Here is a 15,732-nt window from a genome sequence, read left to right as displayed (position 1 = left end):
TCCGCCCGGCCACAGCATCAGCCGGACCCGAGCACCTCCGCCAGCCCCGTCAGCGTCCGCTCCCCGCCGGGATCGGCAGCCGTGGCCGGGACGAGGGCGATCTCGTCGAGGCCGGCCTTGGCGTAGGCGTCGAGGCGGGTGCGTACGGTGTCGAGGTCGCCGGCCAGGCCGACGGCGCCCGCGGCCTGCGGCGGCAGTGCCCGCACCAGGGTGTCGGGGTCGGCACCGGCCGCCGCCAGTTCCACCGCCTCACCGGGTCGGGTCCCGCGCAGTGCGGCAGGCGTGCGGAGTGCGCGACGCCAAGCGGCGGGCAGGCGGGCAGGCGGGCAGGCTGCGGTGATCGTTCCCGTCACGGGTGGAGATGTTCCCGGGGCGCGCCCGCAGGTAGCGTCCGCTTCATGGACACCCGTGACAGCCGCGACATCCATGAGAGCCACGACGCCGAGGGCGGGATCACCGTACGGCGGGCGCTGGAGCTGCCCGGGCTGCGCGGCGGGCTGCCGGAGATCCTGGCCGGCGCCGACCGGCTGGAGCGGACCGTGCGCTGGGTGCACGCCGGTGAGGTCCCGCACATCGCCTCGCTCCTCAAGGGCGGCGAACTGCTCCTGATGACCGGCTACAGCCTCGGCACCCGCCCGGCCGAGCAGCGCGCCTTCGTCCGCACCCTCGCCGAACGCGGCATCGCGGCCCTCGTCATCGAGCTGGGCCCGCGCTTCACCCGCCTGCCCGCCGCCCTCGTCGAGACGGCCCGCTCGGCGGGGCTGCCCCTTGTCCAGCTGCACCGTGAAGTGCCCTTCGTGACCGTCACCGAGGAGATCCACACCGAGATCGTCAACGGCCACTACGCGCTTCTCCAGCGCGCCGAGGAGGTCCACCGGCGCTGCACCGAAGCCCTGCTCGGCGGCGGCGGAATCCCCCAGGTCCTGGACATCCTGGCGGACTTCAGCGGCAACCCGGTCTTCCTGGAGACAGCCGACGGCCAGCTCCTGTACGCCGCCGGGGCCGGGCCCGCGGGCGCCGACCCGCTTCAGGTCTGGGAGGGGCTGCGCGGCCAGCACAAGGACGAGCCGCCCGCCGGGACGACCCTCGTGGAGGTCCCGGGCGGCGGCCCCGGCACGGGTGGGGTACGGGCCCGGCTGGTCCTCCTGCCCGTCCGCGCTCCCCTGGCCCCCGTGCACCGGATGGCCGCCGAGCGGGCCGCGGGCATCCTCGCCGTCGTCCTGATGCAGGCCCGCCAGGAGGAGGAGCTCGCCGCCCGGGGCCGCGGCGACTTCCTCACCGACCTCGCCGAGGGCCGCATCAAGGCCGAGGACGCGCCCGCGCAGGCGCGTGTGCTGGGCTTCAAGCCGGGCAGCGGCCCGCTGCTGCCCATCGTGATGCGGCTGACGGACGGCCTGTCACCGGGCGGCGGCTGGGCGGTCCTGGCGCGCGCGGTCGCGGAGGAGCTGGCCTCGGTGGGGGTGCCCGTGCTGCTGGGCGTACGACCGGTCGAGGGCCGGGTCCCGCTGCTGGTGGGCCTGCGCTCGGAGTCGGAGCGCCCGGCCGTGGCCGACCGGGTCGCGGCGGCGCTGCGGGCGGGCGTGGAGCGCGCGGGCATGCGGCGGCCCGGCGCCCCGCCGCCCGTCGTGGTGGTCGGCGTGGCCGGCGGCTGGGCGGCGGCCTCGGCGGGACTGCGGCACGCGGCGGAGACGGCCACGGCCGCCCACGGCCTGTCCGACCGCCCCTGGTACGACGCCCGCCGCCTCGACATCGACCTGCTGCTGTGGCGCCTGCGCGACCACCCCGACCTGGCCGCCTTCGTCGACCGCGCGATCGGCCCGCTCCGCGAACACGACCGCCGCTCCAAGCCACCGCTCCTGCCCACGCTGGAGACGTACTTGGCCCACGCGGGCCGCAAGGCGGAGACGGCACGCGAGCTGCACCTGAACCGGCAGACGCTCTACAACCGCCTGGCGAGGATCGGCGAGTTGCTGGGCACGGACCTCGACGATCCGCAGACGGTACTGGCGTTGAGCCTGGCACTGCGGGCGCGGAGGCATGTGCCCTGACCGGGGCCATGCGAGATGGCGGCTACGTAAAGGGGCGGGGCTGCGTCAACTCGTCGTAGACGCTGAGCACTTGGGCGACGGTCTCGTCCTCGGTCGGCCAGGTGGCGGCCTGCCGGATGCCTCTCTCCCCGAGGATCTCGCAGCGCTCGGGATCACCGAGGAGCCGTACGACCGCCTCGGCGAGGGCCGCCGCGTCGCCGTGCGGAACGAGTTCGGCCGCGTCGCCGACGAGTTCGGGGATACCGCCGGTGGCGGCCGCGACGAGCGGCACGCGCGCGTGGAGGGCCTCCTGCGCGAGGACGGAACGGGACTCCCAACTGCTCGGCAGCACCGCGAGATCGGCGGCGGCGATCAGCTCGGAGACGTCGTCGCGCCGCCCGACGAGCCGCACGGGGAGCTCCTCGTCCTCGATGCGCGCCTGCAGCACACTCCGGAGAGGCCCCTCCCCCGCGATCACGAGCAACGGAACGGGGTCGAGCCCGCGCCAGGCGCGCGCCGCCTCCAGCAATGTCTCGTATCCCCGGTTGCGGTCAAGGGTCCCGACGGACATGAGCAACGGCCTGCCCGTGGCCCCGAGTTCGGCCCGCGCCTTGGGCCGCAGGCGCTCGGCGTCGTCGTCGGACCGGCGCGGCACGGGCAGGGCGACGGCCGCGAGCCGGGCGTCCCGCGCACCCCGGTTCCGCGCCCGGTCGACCAGGTCGGAGGAGGCGCCGAGCACGACAGAGGCGGCCCTGGCCACCCGCCGCTCCAGTATCCGCAGCAGATGTCCCCGCGCTCCCTCGGCCTGCGCCCGCGAATGCCAGGTGACGACGAACGGGGTCCGCCGCCCACTGAGCGCGAGGGAGGCCCGGAACGCGGCGTGCAGCCCGTGCGCGTGCACGAGGTCGGCATCCGCGCAGGCCATCCGCAGGGCGGTCACGGAGGCGGGATCACTGCTCCGGGGCACCGGAACGTGTACGGCACCGACGCCGCTGAAGTCATACGCCGCGTCCGCCTCCGTGGGCGCGCACACGGTGACCCGTACACCCCGGGCGACGAGTCCCGACGCCAGCGACCGCACATGCGTGCTGCTGCCCGCACTGCCGCCCCCGAGCACTTGCACGGTACGCAGCGGCGATTGGCCGGGCGGCGAGTGGCTGCTCACGTGGCCGGGGCTCCTGGTTCGGCGTCGGACGGTCACGAAGAAACGTACAGAAGGATCGAGCGGCGGGGGGTGGACCACACGACGCGCTTCCGCGTACTACGTCAAGGATGCCAGGTTGTGGGGGTGTTACGGCACCGCGGAGGCCGTGAGCCCGCGTGGGAACGGGGCAACCCGGCGCGCAAGCTCACCCACATGAGTGACTCACGGTATTGGGTTGACGCGTGAGGTGTGTTGAGTCCGGGGTGGCTCAAAAGCGCCGGTCCGCCTACCCCGGCTCACCAACGGCAGAGCGATACGGAGCGGCGCACAGCCCCACCCGTCCGCGCCCTACCCGTCCGCCCGAGCCGTCGCCAGCAACTCCTCCGCATGGGCCCGCGCGGTCTCGGAGTCCTCCTGCCCGGCAAGCATCCGGGACAGCTCCCGAATCCGTTCCTCACCCTCCAGCGCCTTGACCCCGGACCGCGTGACGGACCCGTCGTTCGTCTTCTCCACCAGCAACTGCCGGTCGGCGAAGGCGGCCACCTGCGGCAGATGCGTGACGACCACGACCTGCGCCGTCTTCGCGAGCCGCGCCAGCCGCCGCCCGATCTCCACCGCGGCCTTGCCGCCGACACCCGCGTCGACCTCGTCGAAGAGATACGTGGGCACCGGGTCGTTCCCGGCGAAGACGACCTCGACGGCGAGCATCACCCGCGACAGCTCACCACCGGACGCCCCCTTGGCGATGGGCCGCGGCGGCGCACCCGGGTGCGGGGCGAGGAGCAGTTCGACCTCGTCGGCGCCGGAGGGCCCGTACGCGACCGTGCGACCGCCGACCTCGACGCCCTCGGGGTCGTCGGTCTGCCGGATGTCGAAGGACACGCGCGCGTGGGGCATGGCCAGCGAGGCCAGCTCGGCGGTGACGGCGGCGGCGAACCGCTCGGCGGCCTCCCGCCGGGCGTCGGTCAACGCCTGTGCCAGCCCGCCCAGTTCGGCCCGCAGGGCATCGCGCTCGGCGGTCAGCTCCTCGATCCGCTCGTCGTCGCCGTCGAGTTCGGTGAGCCGCTGGGCGCTCTGCTCGGCCCACGCCAGTACGGCGCCCACGTCCTCGCCGTACTTCCGCGTGAGCCCGGTCAGCGCCGCCCGCCGCTCCTCGACCGCCGCCAGCCGCAGCGGATCGGCGTCCAGATCGTCGGCGTACCCCGCCAGCTCCCCCGCCACATCGCCCAGCAGAATCCCGATCTCCCCGATCCGGTCGGCGAGCGGGGCCAGCGCCGGATCGTGCGACCGCACCGCCTCCAGCACCCGGTGCGCGCCCGCGACGAGCGTCGAGGCGTCCACGCCCTCCGGGTCCTCCGGATTGCCCGCGAGCGCGGCGTGTGCGGCCGTCGCGGCGGACGCCAGCGCCTCCGCGTGCCCCAGCCGCTCGGCCTCCTCGGCCAGCTCCACGTCCTCGCCGGAGCGCGGCTCCACGCCCGCGATCTCGTCGAGCCCGTACCGCAGCATGTCGGCTTCCTGGGCCCGCTCACGCGCGCGCGTGGTGATCTCTTCGAGCTCGACGGAGACGGCCCGCAGCCGCCGGTACGCCTCCCCGTACTTGGCCAGCGGTACGGCCACCGCGTCCCCGGCGTACCGGTCGAGCGCCTGCCGCTGCCGGGAGAGCTTCAACAGCCCCTGCTGATCGGTCTGCCCATGCACCGCCACCAGTTCGTCCGCCAGCTCGGCCAGCACACCCACCGGCACGGAACGCCCGCCCAGATGCGCCCGCGACCGCCCCTCGGCGGAAACGGTACGGCTGATCAGCAGCGCCCCGTCGTCGAGTTCGGCCCCTGCCTCCTCGGCCCGCACGACCGCCGAGGCACCCTCGGGTACGGCGATCCGCCCCTCCACGACCGCGTTCTTCGACCCGATCCGCACGAGTGCCGCATCCGCGCGCCCGCCCAGCAGCAGACCGAGGCTGGTGACCACCATGGTCTTGCCCGCACCGGTCTCACCTGTCACGGCGGTGAAGCCGGGTGACAGCTCGACAACCGCGTCGTCGATGACTCCGAGCGACCGTATCCGCATTTCCTCCAGCACGCCCCTGACCATACGAGGTTTTCCCGGTCCGATGCGATGCCGCCCCGTCCTCATGAACGAAGACGCTGGTCGCTGCGGCGGCGACACGGACCGGGCGTCACCCTCGGCCGGTCTGCTCGTTGACCGGACAGCTCCCCGTGCACGCGGGGATGGTCCGGTCGTTTCCGTGCTGGACGAGTTCCGGATGCCCTGCTCCCCGCCCACGCGGGGATTCCCGGGGCGCCGTACGCCTAGTGCGGCGCCCCCCGCCACCCAGAAACCGGCAACGCGAACTTCGCCACCAACCGATCCGTGAACGACGCATGGTGCAACCGAGCCAACCGCACCGGCACAGCCCCCCTCCGCACCTCCACCCGCGCCCCGGGCGGCAACTCCACAGTCCGCCGCCCGTCACACCACAGAACCCCCGGCGGAATATGAGGCAGCACCTCCACCGCCAACACGGAATCCGGCGAAGTCACCAACGGCTTCGCGAACAACGCATGCGCACTGATCGGCACCATCAGCAGCGCCTCGACCTCGGGCCACACCACGGGCCCTCCTGCCGAGAAGGCGTACGCGGTCGACCCGGTCGGAGTGGACAGCACGATCCCGTCGCACCCGAACCCGGTCACCGGCCGTCCGTCGATCTCCAGCACGACTTCGAGCAGTTTCTCGGCGCCGGCCTTCTGCACGGCCGCCTCGTTCAGGGCCCAGTCCGTGTGCACGATGTCGCCGTTCTGGTGGACGACGACGTCGACGGTCATGCGCTCCTCGACCTCGTACGCCTTGGTCACGACCCGGTCGACAACCTTGTCGAGGTCGTCGCGCTCGGCCTCCGCGAGGAAGCCGACGCGCCCGAGGTTGACGCCGAGCATCGGCACCCCGGAGGCACGGGCGAACTCGGCGCCGCGCAGCAGGGTGCCGTCACCGCCGAGGACGATCAGCAGTTCGCACCCGTCGAGGCACTGCGGAGTGGCCTCCTTGACCAGTTCCACGGATTCCGGCAGCGGCAGATTGCGCGCCTCCGCCTCCAGGACCCGTACGCCGAGCCCGGAGCGCAGCAACCCCTGCACCACGAGTTCGGCGCTTCGGATGGCTGCCGGCCGCCCGGTGTGGGCCAGCAGGAAAACAGTACGAGCTCGGGTCTCGGTCAACGCGGCCCCTCCGCCACTGCACGGTCGACGTCGGCCGGGTCCAGCGCGGGTGACCCGGCACGCAGCCACAGAAAGTACTCGACATTGCCCGAGGGCCCGGGCAGCGGGCTGGCCGTCACGCCCTTCACCCCGAGCCCCAGTTCCTCCGCGCTCCCGGCCACCGCGCGCACGGCCTCGGCACGCAGCTCTGGACTGCGGACGACTCCGCCGCTCCCGAGCCGTTCCCTGCCCACCTCGAACTGCGGCTTGACCATCATCACCAGATCGGCGTCCGGTTTCGCGCACCGCACCAGGGCGGGCAGCACCAGTCCGAGCGGGATGAACGACAGATCCCCCACAACAAGATCCACTGGCTCCCCATCGATCGCTTCGAGCGTCAACTCGCGTACGTTCGTACGGTCCTTGACGGTGACGCGTTCATCGCTCCGGAGAGACCAGGCGAGTTGTCCGTATCCGACGTCCACGGCGACGACGTGCGCGGCCCCCGCCCGCAGCAGGACATCGGTGAAGCCGCCGGTGGAGGCGCCGGCGTCCAGCGCCCTTCGCCCCTCGACGAGCAGTCCCTCGGGTACGAAGGCCTTCAGCGCGCCGGCGAGCTTGTGGCCGCCTCTGGACACGTAGTCGGGGTCGCTGTCGTCCTGTGCGACCACGATGGCGGCCGCGGTCTCCACCTGCGTGGCGGGCTTGGTCGCGACGGTCTTGCCGACGGCGACCCGCCCGGCGGCGATCAGCTGGCCGGCGTGCTCGCGCGAGCGCGCGAGCTTCCGGCGGACCAGCTCGGCGTCGAGACGGCGTCGTGCCACTCCTGCCACGTTCGGTTCAGCTCCTGTGTTGGTACGGCAATCCCAAAGGTGTGACCCGAGGGTCTCATTGAGGGGCGGTGGTCGGGTGACGGGTGGGACCCGGAGGTCCCGGCCGGGCGTCGAGCGCGGTGAGCGCGTCGCGCAGCCCCTCGTGTACATCCTCGTACACCTCGACGTGTCCGTCCGTGGCGAGGTGGTCCGCGTCGCCCAGCCGCTCCAGCCGGGCGTCCACGTCAGCGTTGCCGGTCGGGGTGCGGACCACGTTCAGCGGCGCGGAGGCGGCGGGGTCGTACTCGGGCTCGGGCTCGACCACAAGCTCCGGCCCGGTCGCTCCCTCGTCCTCGCGTCCCTCGGTCCCGGCCTCCGGTTCGGGCGCCGGAGCGGCCTCGGTCACAGAGTCGTTCATGCCCCGACGCTACCGCGAAGCCCTGCGGTACCGTCGATCGCGATGGCCACGATTGAGGAGTGCCGCAGCGCACTCGACAAGCTCTCGGACAACATGGCGGGCGCCGAAGGGGACGTACGCGAGGCGGTGTCCCTGGACCGCTCGCTGAGCTGCCGTATCACCGACCTCGACATCACCTTCGTCGGCCGCCTCAAGGGCGGCCGGATCGAGGTCACGGACACGCTCCAGGGGCCGCCGCGCGAGAAGGCCGAGATCAGACTCACGATGAACGGCGACGACCTGGTCGCGATGGTCGACGGCGAGCTGAACTTCGCGAAGGCCTGGGGCGCCGGCCGCGTCAAGCTGGAGGCCGGTCTGCGGGACCTGTTCCGTCTCAGGAAGCTTCTTTAGCCATCTCGCGTTCTTCGGCCGCCACGCGCACGCGTGCCTTGCGTGCCGCCGGCACCACCAGCGGCGTCCCCGTCTCCGGGTCGTCGATGACCTGGCAGCGCAGCCCGAAGACCTCCTCGACCAGCTCGGCGGTGACGATGTCGGAGGGGGCGCCCTCGGCGACGACCGCGCCGCCGCGCAGGGCGATGAGGTGGGTGGCGTACCGGGCGGCGTGGTTGAGGTCGTGCAGCACCGCCACCAGGGTCCGCCCCTGCTCCTCGTGGAGTTCGGCGCACAGGTCGAGGACGTCGATCTGGTGCTGGATGTCCAGGTAGGTGGTCGGCTCGTCGAGGAGCAGCAGCGGCGTCTGCTGGGCGAGCGCCATGGCGATCCAGACCCGCTGCCGCTGACCGCCGGAGAGCTCGTCGACGTACCGATCGGCCAGTTCGGCGACCCCGGTGGACTCCATCGACTCCCGTACGACCCGCTCGTCCTCGGTCGACCACTGCCGCAGCAGCCCTTGGTGCGGGTAGCGGCCGCGGCCCACCAGGTCGCCGACCGTGATCCCGTCGGGCGCGATGGACGACTGCGGGAGCAGGCCGAGGGTCCGCGCGACCTTCTTCGCGGGCATCGACTGGATGACCTGCCCGTCGAGCAGGACCCGCCCCTCGGCCGGCTTGAGCATCCGCGACAGGGCGCGCAGCAGCGTGGACTTGCCGCAGGCGTTGGGGCCGACGATCACGGTGAAGGAGTTGTCGGGTATCTCCACCGACAGGTTCTCCGCGATGACGCGCTGGTCGTAGCCGAGGGTGACGTTGGCGGCGGACAGGCGGTTCACAGTGCTCCTCTTGTTGTTCTCGTCCGGCTCGCGTCCGCTGTCTCGTCCGGCTCGCGTCCGCTGTCTCGTCCGGCTCGCGCATGACCGACCCGCTCATTTCCGGCCCGCTCATATCCGCCGTGCTCATGTCCGACCCGCTCACATCCGCCCCGCCTTCCGCTCTATGACCAGCAGCCAGAGCAGATAGACACCGCCCAGCACTCCGGTCACGACGCCCACGGGCAACTGGTCGGAGCCGAAGGCCCGTTGCGAGGCCCAGTCGGCGACGATCAGCAGGGTCGCGCCCATGCACATGGAGGACACCAGGTTCGGCCCCGGTGAGCGGGTCAGCCGCCGGGCGAGCTGCGGTGCGGTGAGCGCGACGAAGGCGACCGGTCCGGCGGCCGCGGTGGCCCCGGCGGTGAGCAGCACGGCCGACAGCAACAGCAGCAGCCGTACGCGCTCGACGCGCACCCCGAGGGCGTACGACACGTCGTCGCCCATCTCCATCATCCGCAGCCCGCGCGCGTTGCCCAGGACCAGCGGCACGAGGACCGCGCACAGCCAGAGCAGCGGCCAGACCTGGTCCCAGTCACGGCCGTTGAGGGACCCGGTCATCCACACGACCGCGCGGGCCGCGTCGACGAGGTCGGCCTTGGTGATCAGGTAGCCGTTGACCGCGGTGAGGATCGCGGAGACACCGATGCCGACCAGGACCAGCCGGTAACCGTGCACGCCCCGCTTCCAGGCGAGCAGATAGATCGCGAGCCCGGTCCCCAGACCGCCGACCAGCGCCCCGAGGGCGACCGCGTCCGCGTCTCCCGAGAACAGCACGATCACGACGAGCGCCCCGACCGTCGAGCCCTGACCGAGGCCGAGGATGTCCGGACTGCCCAGCGGATTGCGGGAGATGGCCTGGAACAGCGCCCCGCCGAGCCCGAGCGAGGCCCCGACCAGCAGACCCACCAGCACCCGCGGCAGCCGCAGATCGTTGACGATGAGCTCCTGGCCCGGATCGCCGCCGCCCGCCAGGGTCTTGAGGACATCGCCGGACGAGATCGGGTAGTCGCCGGTGCCGATCAGGACGACACTCGCGGCGAGCGCGGCCAGGAGCAGCAGGACGACGACGGTGAACGCCCGCACGTCCAGGCGGGCCGAGAGGCCGCCCGGGGTGCGCACGGTCCGGTTGCGCAGGGCGGGCTTGGTCATGACCTTCACAGCTGGGCCGTCCTCCGCCGCCGTACGAGAAAGATGAAGACCGGGCCGCCGAGGACCGCGGTGACGATGCCGACCTGCAGCTCCGACGGGCGCGCGACGATCCGCCCGGCGACGTCGGCACCGAGCAGCAGCACGGGCGACAGGATCGTCGCGTACGGCAGGATCCAGCGCAGGTCGGGCCCGGTGAAGGACCGTACGACGTGCGGGATCATCAGCCCGACGAAGGCGATCGGCCCGCAGGCGGCGGTCGCGGCCCCGCACAGCACGGTGGCGGCGGCCATGGACAGCGCGCGGGTGCGGTTCAGGTTGGCGCCGAGCGCGCGGGCGGTGTCGTCGCCCATGGCCATGGCGTTCAGGGGGCGGGCGAGGAGCAGCGCGACGACCGTGCCGACCACGAGGAACGGCAGGACCTGGACGATCTGCTCGTTGGTCGCCGAGGACAGCGAACCGACCGTCCAGAAGCGCATCTTGCCGAGCGCCGCGTCATCCATGATCATCACGGCCTGCAGATAGCCGTAGAGCGCGGCGCTGATCGCGGTCCCCGCGAGCGCGAGCCGCACCGGCGTCGCCCCCCGGCTGCCGCCCAGTAGCCAGACCAGCGCCCCGACCGCGGCCGCGCCGAAGAACGCGAACCAGACGTAGCCGCTCAGCGAGGTGACCCCGAGGAACGAGATGGCGGTGACGACCGCGGCGGACGCGCCCGCGTTGATGCCGAGCAGTCCGGGGTCGGCCAGCGGGTTGCGGGTGAGCGCCTGGAGCACGGCACCGGACAGCCCGAGCGCGGCCCCGGCGAGCAGACCGAGGAATGTCCGCGAGATCCGCTCGCCGACCACCACGTCGCCGTAGGTGCCCGTGTCCTGGAACAGGCCGTGCCAGACCTGCTCCAGCGAGAGCTCCTTCGCGCCGATCGCAATGCTCGCCAGCGCGACGAGCACGAGGATCGCGGTGGACACGAGGAGCCCAACGGCACGTATCGCCCGGCGGTTCGGTGGCGCGGGGGCGGTCTCCGCGCGCGGTTGTTCAGGTGGGCTGTCGACCAACACCCGGTTAGGTTAGCCTACCCTCTCCTTTTGCTCGATCCCGTACTCGTTGGTTCGGTCCCGTACTCGCTGACCTGCACGACCGGGCCGCGCGGCCGAGAGTCGAGCACCACCTCAGAGCCCTCTGAGCCCCCTTAAGGCCTCTGCGGCTTCAGAGCCTCAAAGTCCCAGTCGCGCCAACGCCTTCCCCCCGTCCAGTCCGCAGGAGCCGTCCCCCGCCGCCGTCCAGGCCGCCGCGCACAGTGCCCGCAGACCGTCGAGCGCCTCGCCCTCGCCGGCGAGGTCCAGCCGGTCGCCCCCGGCGGTCGCCGTCCAGCCACCGCAGCTGAATCCGTCGCCCGACTCCACGACGTCCGGCTGCCCGGTGAGCATCCCGCGCAGATCGGCGTCGACGTACGTCGGCCGGTGCCGCGGCGGCGCGGCCAGCAGCTGCGCGCCGTCGGTCACCCCGGTCAGCACGAGCAGGGAGTCCACCTCGCCGTTGAACGCCCCCTCGATGTCCGTGTCCAGCCGGTCCCCGACCACGAGCGGCCGCTCGGCACCGGTCCGCAGGATCGTCTCCCGGTGCATCGGGGGCAGCGGCTTGCCCGCCACGCGAGGCTCGGCACCGGTGGCTATCCGCACGACCTCGACCGCCGCCCCGTTCCCGGGCGCGATCCCCCGCGCACCTGGAATGGTCAGGTCAGTGTTGGACGCAAACCACGGCACCCCGCGCGCGATCGCGTAGCACGCCTCCGCGAACCGCCCCCACGGCAGCTCGGGCCCGCCGTACCCCTGCACCACGGCCACCGGATCGTCGTCAGCCGACTCGACGGGCTCCAGCCCCCGCTCACGCAGCGCCACCCGCAGCCCTTCACCGCCGATGACCAGCACCCGCGCGCCCGTGGGCACCTGCTCACTGATCAGCCGGGCCACGGCCTGCGCCGAGGTGATGACGTCACCGGCCTCCGTCGGTATCCCCAGCTCCGTGAGGTGTGCGGCCACGGTGTCGGGCGTCCGCAGCGCGTTGTTCGTGACGTACGCGAGGTGCATCCCGCCCGCGCGGGCCGTGCCGAGCGACTCGACGGCGTACGCGATCGCCTGCCCTCCCGCGTACACCACCCCGTCCAGGTCGAGCAGCGCCGTGTCGTAGGCCTCGCTCAGGGCCCGCACACTGCCCTCGGGCCGCGTCCTGACGGTCTGGCTCATCGCACATCGCTCCTCGCTGTCGATCCCGTTCCCCCGATCATCCCCCACGCCACTGACACACTTACGATGCATCAATGAACACCGCAGGTACCGGGGACGTACCGGCACGCATGGGCCTTGAACTGACCCCCTTCCGTGGCTTGCGCTACGACCCCGACCGCGTCGGCAGCCTGGCCGCCGTGACGTCACCGCCGTACGACGTCGTCGTACGACCGGACGGCCTGCTCCACCTCGAATCCGCCCACCCGCACAACATCGTCCGCCTGATACTCCCCCAGGCAACGACCCCCACAGCCCGCAACGAGAAGGCGGCCGACACCCTCCACCGCTGGCTCTCCGAGGGCGTCCTCACCACGGACACCGAACCGGGCCTGTACGTCTACGAGCAGCGCGACGACAGCATGCTCCAGCGCGGCATCATCGGCGCCCTGCGCCTGTCGGAACCCTCCGACGGGGTGGTCCTCCCCCACGAAGACGTCATGCCGCACGTCATCGCCGACCGCGCGGCCCTGATGCGCGCCACCTCCGCCAATCTCGAACCCCTCCTCCTGACCTACCGCGGCAACGGCTCGGCGGCCGGCGCGACCGCCGTCATGGAGCGCGCCACGGAGCGCCCCCCGCTGCTCTCCACGACCACGGAGGACGGCTTCAGCCACCGCCTGTGGTCGATAACGGACCCGGCCGACCTGGCCGAGATCCAGTCGGACCTCGCCCGCCACCAGGCACTCATCGCCGACGGCCACCACCGCTGGGCGACGTATCTGCGTCTACGCGCGGAGCACCCCTCTCCCAGCCCCTGGGACTACGGCCTGGTCCTCCTGGTCGACACCGCCCGCTACCCCCTCCGCGTCCGCGCGATCCACCGCCTCCTCCCTCAACTGCCGGTCCCGGACGCCCTGTCCGCCGTCTCCGGCCTCTTCCGCGTACGCCACCTCGACGCTTCCCTCCCCGAAGCCCTGGAAGCCCTCGCCGACGCGGCCCGCACCGGCAACGCCTTCCTCCTCGCGGGCGACGGCGCCTTCCACCTCCTGGACCGCCCGTCCCCGGACCTCCTCGCCCGTACGATCCCCGCCGACCGCCCCGAAGCCTGGCGCGCCCTGGACGCGACGGTCCTGCACTCCGCCCTGCTCGACCACGTCTGGCACATCCCCGAGGACTCCCCGGCCCACATCTCCTACATCCACGACACGGCTGCCACCGTCGAAAAGGCCGAGCGCGACGGCGGTACGGCCGTCCTCCTCCACCCGGTCCGCGAGGACGTCGTACGCGACCTCGCCCGCCAGGGCGTCACCATGCCCCGCAAATCGACGTCGTTCGGCCCGAAGCCGGCGACGGGGCTGGTGCTGCGCGCGCTGACGCACTGAAACGCGAAAGGGGCGGAATCCCCGAGATGTGGGATTCCGCCCCTTTCGGGCGTTCTCGCTGCCGTCAGCCTTTGTCGTCGTCCTAGTCCTCGTCGTCGACCTCGGCCTCGGACTCGGCGAAGCCGTCGGTGGGCTCACGGTCGACTTCGATCTCCGTCGGCGTCTCGCCTTCATCAAGGGCGTCGACGAACTCGACCCCGTCCAGTTCCGCGAGCCGGTCCGACGCGTCCGTGCTGCCGTCCTTGTCGGCCTCGACAGCCTTGGCGAACCACTCACGCGCCTCGTCCTGCCGCCCGGCTTCGAGGAGCGCGTCGGCGTACGCGTACCGCAGACGCGCCGTCCACGGCTGTACGGAGCTGGAGGCCAGCTCGGGGCTCTGCAGGGTCACGATGGCCGCGTCGAGCTGCCCCATGTCCCGCCGCGCCCCGGCCACCACGAGCCGCATCTCGACCTGCCCGGCCTTGTCCAGCTTGTTCACCTCGGGCGCCCCGGCCATGTCCAACGCCTTCTCGGGCCGCCCGAGACCGCGCTCACAGTCGGCCATGACCGGCCACAGGTCCACGTTCCCGGTCATCCGCCGCGCGGCCCGGAACTCGGCGAGCGCCTCGCTGTACTTCTGGTTCGCGTACGCGGCGAAGCCGGCCGCTTCCCGTACGGCGGCGACGCGCGAGGCCAGCCGCAGGGCGACCCTGGAGTAGCCGTACGCGCCCTCGGGGTCCTCGTCGATGAGGCGGGCGACCATCACCAGGTTCTTGGCGACATCGTCCGCGAGCGTCTTGGGCAGGCTCTGCAGTTCCTGTCGTACGTCCTTGTCGATCTCCTCGCCCGTGACGTCCTCGGGGATCGGCAGCCGCTTGATCGGCTCACGGTCCCTGTCCCGGTCACGGTCCCGCTCATCACGGAAGCGGCCACCACCGCCACCTCGCCGGTCGTCCCGGCCCCTGAAGCCACCGGCACCGGGGCGACCGCCACGGTCGTCACGGCGGGGGCCACGGCCGCGGTCGTCACGGCCACGGAATCCGCCACGCTCGCCACGGCTGTCATCACGACGGAAACCACCACGGTCGCTGTCCCGACGGTCACCACGGTCGTCGCGACGGAAGTCGCCACGATCGCCGCGGTCGTGACGGTCCTGACGGCGGAAGTCACCGCGATCACCGCGATCACCCCGGTCATCGCGGCGGAAGGGGGGACGGTCCCCCTCACGGCGATCATCGCGCCGGTCGTCACGGCGATCGTCCCTACGGTCGTCGCGCCGGAAGGCAGGACGACCGCCACGGTCATCGCTCCGCCGGTCGTCGCGCCCACGGTAGCCGCCGCGCTCGTCGTCGCGGCGGTACGAAGGGCGGTCCCCGTCACGGCGGAAACCGCGGTCCCGGTCCCGGCCGCCTCGGTCGTCCCGGCCGCGGAAACCACCACGGTCACCGCTGTCGCGCCGGTCGTCCCGCCGATCATCCCTGCGGTCGTCACGGCGGAAAGCGGGACGGTCATCACGCCGACCGCCGTGTCCACCGCGGTCGTCGTCGCGCCGACCGTACCCACCACGATCCCCGTCACGCCGGTCGTCCCGGCGATCGTCGCGGCGGAAGGCCGGGCGGTCCCCGTCACGCCGGAAACCACGGTCCTGACCCCGATCCCGATCCCGATCCCGGTCTCGGTCCCGGTCATCACGACGCGGCCCACTGGGACGATCGTCGCGCCGGAATGCCGGCCGGGATCCCCGGTCTCCCTCGCGACGGTCATCACGCCCACGGTAGCCACCGCGATCACCACGGTTGTCGTCACGTCCGTCACGTGCATCGCGTCGGCCGTGGCCACCGCGGTCGTTGTCACGCCGCGGACCGCCCCGGTACCCGCCACGGTCACCACTGTCCCGGCGGCGCTGATCGCGCTCCGGACGCTCGTCGGGAGAGTTGGTGGACATCGGTGACTCCTGTCTTCGGTACCACAAGTCATTCTCGCGCAGCCGGGTACCCAGCGCGCTCTGGAAAAACAAAAAGGACCCCTGGTCCCAGCTGAACGCTGGGACCAGGGGTCCTCCAAAGATTGTTCGGCGGTGTCCTACTCTCCCACAGGGTCCCCCCTGCAGTACCATCGGCGCTGTAAGGCTTAGCTTCCGGGTTCGGAATGTAACCGGGCGT

Annotated in this window: 15 protein-coding genes and 1 rRNA gene; 4 read left to right on the top strand and 12 right to left on the bottom strand. The window is 72.3% G+C overall.

Annotation, left to right across the window (positions count from 1 at the left end; genetic code table 11):
* Window positions 1-17 precede the first annotated feature (17 nt).
* A complete protein-coding gene (locus ACWD3C_RS31330) occupies window positions 18-353 on the bottom strand; it encodes a hypothetical protein (protein WP_451149542.1) in 336 nt (111 codons plus the stop codon).
* A gap of 45 nt (window positions 354-398) precedes the next feature.
* Between ACWD3C_RS31330 and ACWD3C_RS31325 the strand changes: the two genes are divergently transcribed.
* The gene (locus tag ACWD3C_RS31325; RefSeq protein ID WP_451149541.1) at window positions 399-2,048 is read left to right on the top strand and encodes a PucR family transcriptional regulator; all 1,650 of its coding nucleotides are present in this window, start codon (window positions 399-401) and stop codon (window positions 2,046-2,048) included.
* A 22-nt stretch (window positions 2,049-2,070) separates the two neighbouring features.
* Here the strand turns inward: ACWD3C_RS31325 and ACWD3C_RS31320 are convergent, their stop codons facing one another.
* From ACWD3C_RS31320 to ACWD3C_RS31300, 5 genes are all read right to left on the bottom strand, one after another.
* Window positions 2,071-3,192: a glycosyltransferase family 4 protein gene (locus tag ACWD3C_RS31320; protein WP_451149540.1), complete on the bottom strand. Its 1,122-nt coding sequence runs from the start codon at window positions 3,190-3,192 to the stop codon at window positions 2,071-2,073.
* A gap of 327 nt (window positions 3,193-3,519) precedes the next feature.
* Window positions 3,520-5,250 carry a DNA repair protein RecN gene (gene recN / locus ACWD3C_RS31315; RefSeq protein WP_451149539.1) on the bottom strand — a complete coding sequence of 577 codons (1,731 nt, stop codon included), beginning with the start codon at window positions 5,248-5,250 and terminating at the stop codon, window positions 3,520-3,522.
* A gap of 230 nt (window positions 5,251-5,480) precedes the next feature.
* Window positions 5,481-6,386: an NAD kinase gene (locus tag ACWD3C_RS31310; protein ID WP_451149538.1), complete on the bottom strand. Its 906-nt coding sequence runs from the start codon at window positions 6,384-6,386 to the stop codon at window positions 5,481-5,483.
* Window positions 6,383-7,198 carry a TlyA family RNA methyltransferase gene (locus tag ACWD3C_RS31305; RefSeq protein WP_451149537.1) on the bottom strand — a complete coding sequence of 272 codons (816 nt, stop codon included), beginning with the start codon at window positions 7,196-7,198 and terminating at the stop codon, window positions 6,383-6,385. Before ACWD3C_RS31305 ends, ACWD3C_RS31310 begins: the two co-directional genes overlap by 4 nt.
* 55 nt (window positions 7,199-7,253) lie before the next feature.
* A complete protein-coding gene (locus tag ACWD3C_RS31300; protein WP_451149536.1) occupies window positions 7,254-7,595 on the bottom strand; it encodes a hypothetical protein in 342 nt (113 codons plus the stop codon).
* Window positions 7,596-7,637: 42 nt separating this feature from the next.
* Here ACWD3C_RS31300 and ACWD3C_RS31295 point away from each other — a divergent pair, with 42 nt between their 5' ends.
* Window positions 7,638-7,985 (top strand): SCP2 sterol-binding domain-containing protein, encoded by a 348-nt coding sequence (locus tag ACWD3C_RS31295; protein ID WP_451149535.1) that lies wholly within the window; start codon window positions 7,638-7,640, stop codon window positions 7,983-7,985.
* Here the strand turns inward: ACWD3C_RS31295 and ACWD3C_RS31290 are convergent.
* The 4 genes from ACWD3C_RS31290 to ACWD3C_RS31275 form a co-directional block, all read right to left on the bottom strand.
* A complete protein-coding gene (locus ACWD3C_RS31290; protein ID WP_451149534.1) occupies window positions 7,969-8,802 on the bottom strand; it encodes an ABC transporter ATP-binding protein in 834 nt (277 codons plus the stop codon). The two genes, ACWD3C_RS31295 and ACWD3C_RS31290, sit on opposite strands and share 17 nt — an antisense overlap.
* A 138-nt stretch (window positions 8,803-8,940) precedes the next feature.
* Window positions 8,941-9,990 carry a FecCD family ABC transporter permease gene (locus ACWD3C_RS31285; RefSeq protein ID WP_451149533.1) on the bottom strand — a complete coding sequence of 350 codons (1,050 nt, stop codon included), beginning with the start codon at window positions 9,988-9,990 and terminating at the stop codon, window positions 8,941-8,943.
* 5 nt (window positions 9,991-9,995) lie between these two features.
* Window positions 9,996-11,042 carry a FecCD family ABC transporter permease gene (locus ACWD3C_RS31280; RefSeq protein ID WP_451149532.1) on the bottom strand — a complete coding sequence of 349 codons (1,047 nt, stop codon included), beginning with the start codon at window positions 11,040-11,042 and terminating at the stop codon, window positions 9,996-9,998.
* Between the two features lie 156 nt (window positions 11,043-11,198).
* The gene (locus ACWD3C_RS31275; protein WP_451149531.1) at window positions 11,199-12,227 is read right to left on the bottom strand and encodes an HAD hydrolase-like protein; all 1,029 of its coding nucleotides are present in this window, start codon (window positions 12,225-12,227) and stop codon (window positions 11,199-11,201) included.
* A gap of 74 nt (window positions 12,228-12,301) precedes the next feature.
* On the opposite strand from ACWD3C_RS31275, the gene ACWD3C_RS31270 reads away from it, so the two are divergent.
* Window positions 12,302-13,591 (top strand): DUF1015 domain-containing protein, encoded by a 1,290-nt coding sequence (locus tag ACWD3C_RS31270; RefSeq protein ID WP_451149530.1) that lies wholly within the window; start codon window positions 12,302-12,304, stop codon window positions 13,589-13,591.
* An 82-nt stretch (window positions 13,592-13,673) separates the two neighbouring features.
* Here ACWD3C_RS31270 and ACWD3C_RS31265 read toward each other — a convergent pair whose 3' ends face one another.
* On the bottom strand, window positions 13,674-14,441 hold the full coding sequence (locus ACWD3C_RS31265; protein ID WP_451149583.1) for a hypothetical protein: 768 nt from the start codon (window positions 14,439-14,441) through the stop codon (window positions 13,674-13,676).
* 273 nt (window positions 14,442-14,714) lie between these two features.
* Here ACWD3C_RS31265 and ACWD3C_RS31260 point away from each other — a divergent pair, with 273 nt between their 5' ends.
* On the top strand, window positions 14,715-15,521 hold the full coding sequence (locus tag ACWD3C_RS31260) for a hypothetical protein (protein WP_451149587.1): 807 nt from the start codon (window positions 14,715-14,717) through the stop codon (window positions 15,519-15,521).
* 118 nt (window positions 15,522-15,639) lie between these two features.
* On the opposite strand, the gene rrf is transcribed toward ACWD3C_RS31260, so the two are convergent.
* Window positions 15,640-15,732 (bottom strand): 5S ribosomal RNA (rrf, locus tag ACWD3C_RS31255); the annotation flags it as partial.

Source organism: Streptomyces sp. NPDC002845 (assembly GCF_053591955.1).
The sequence above is the reverse complement of the archived record's forward strand: the minus strand, read 5'-3'. Positions and strand labels throughout refer to the sequence as shown.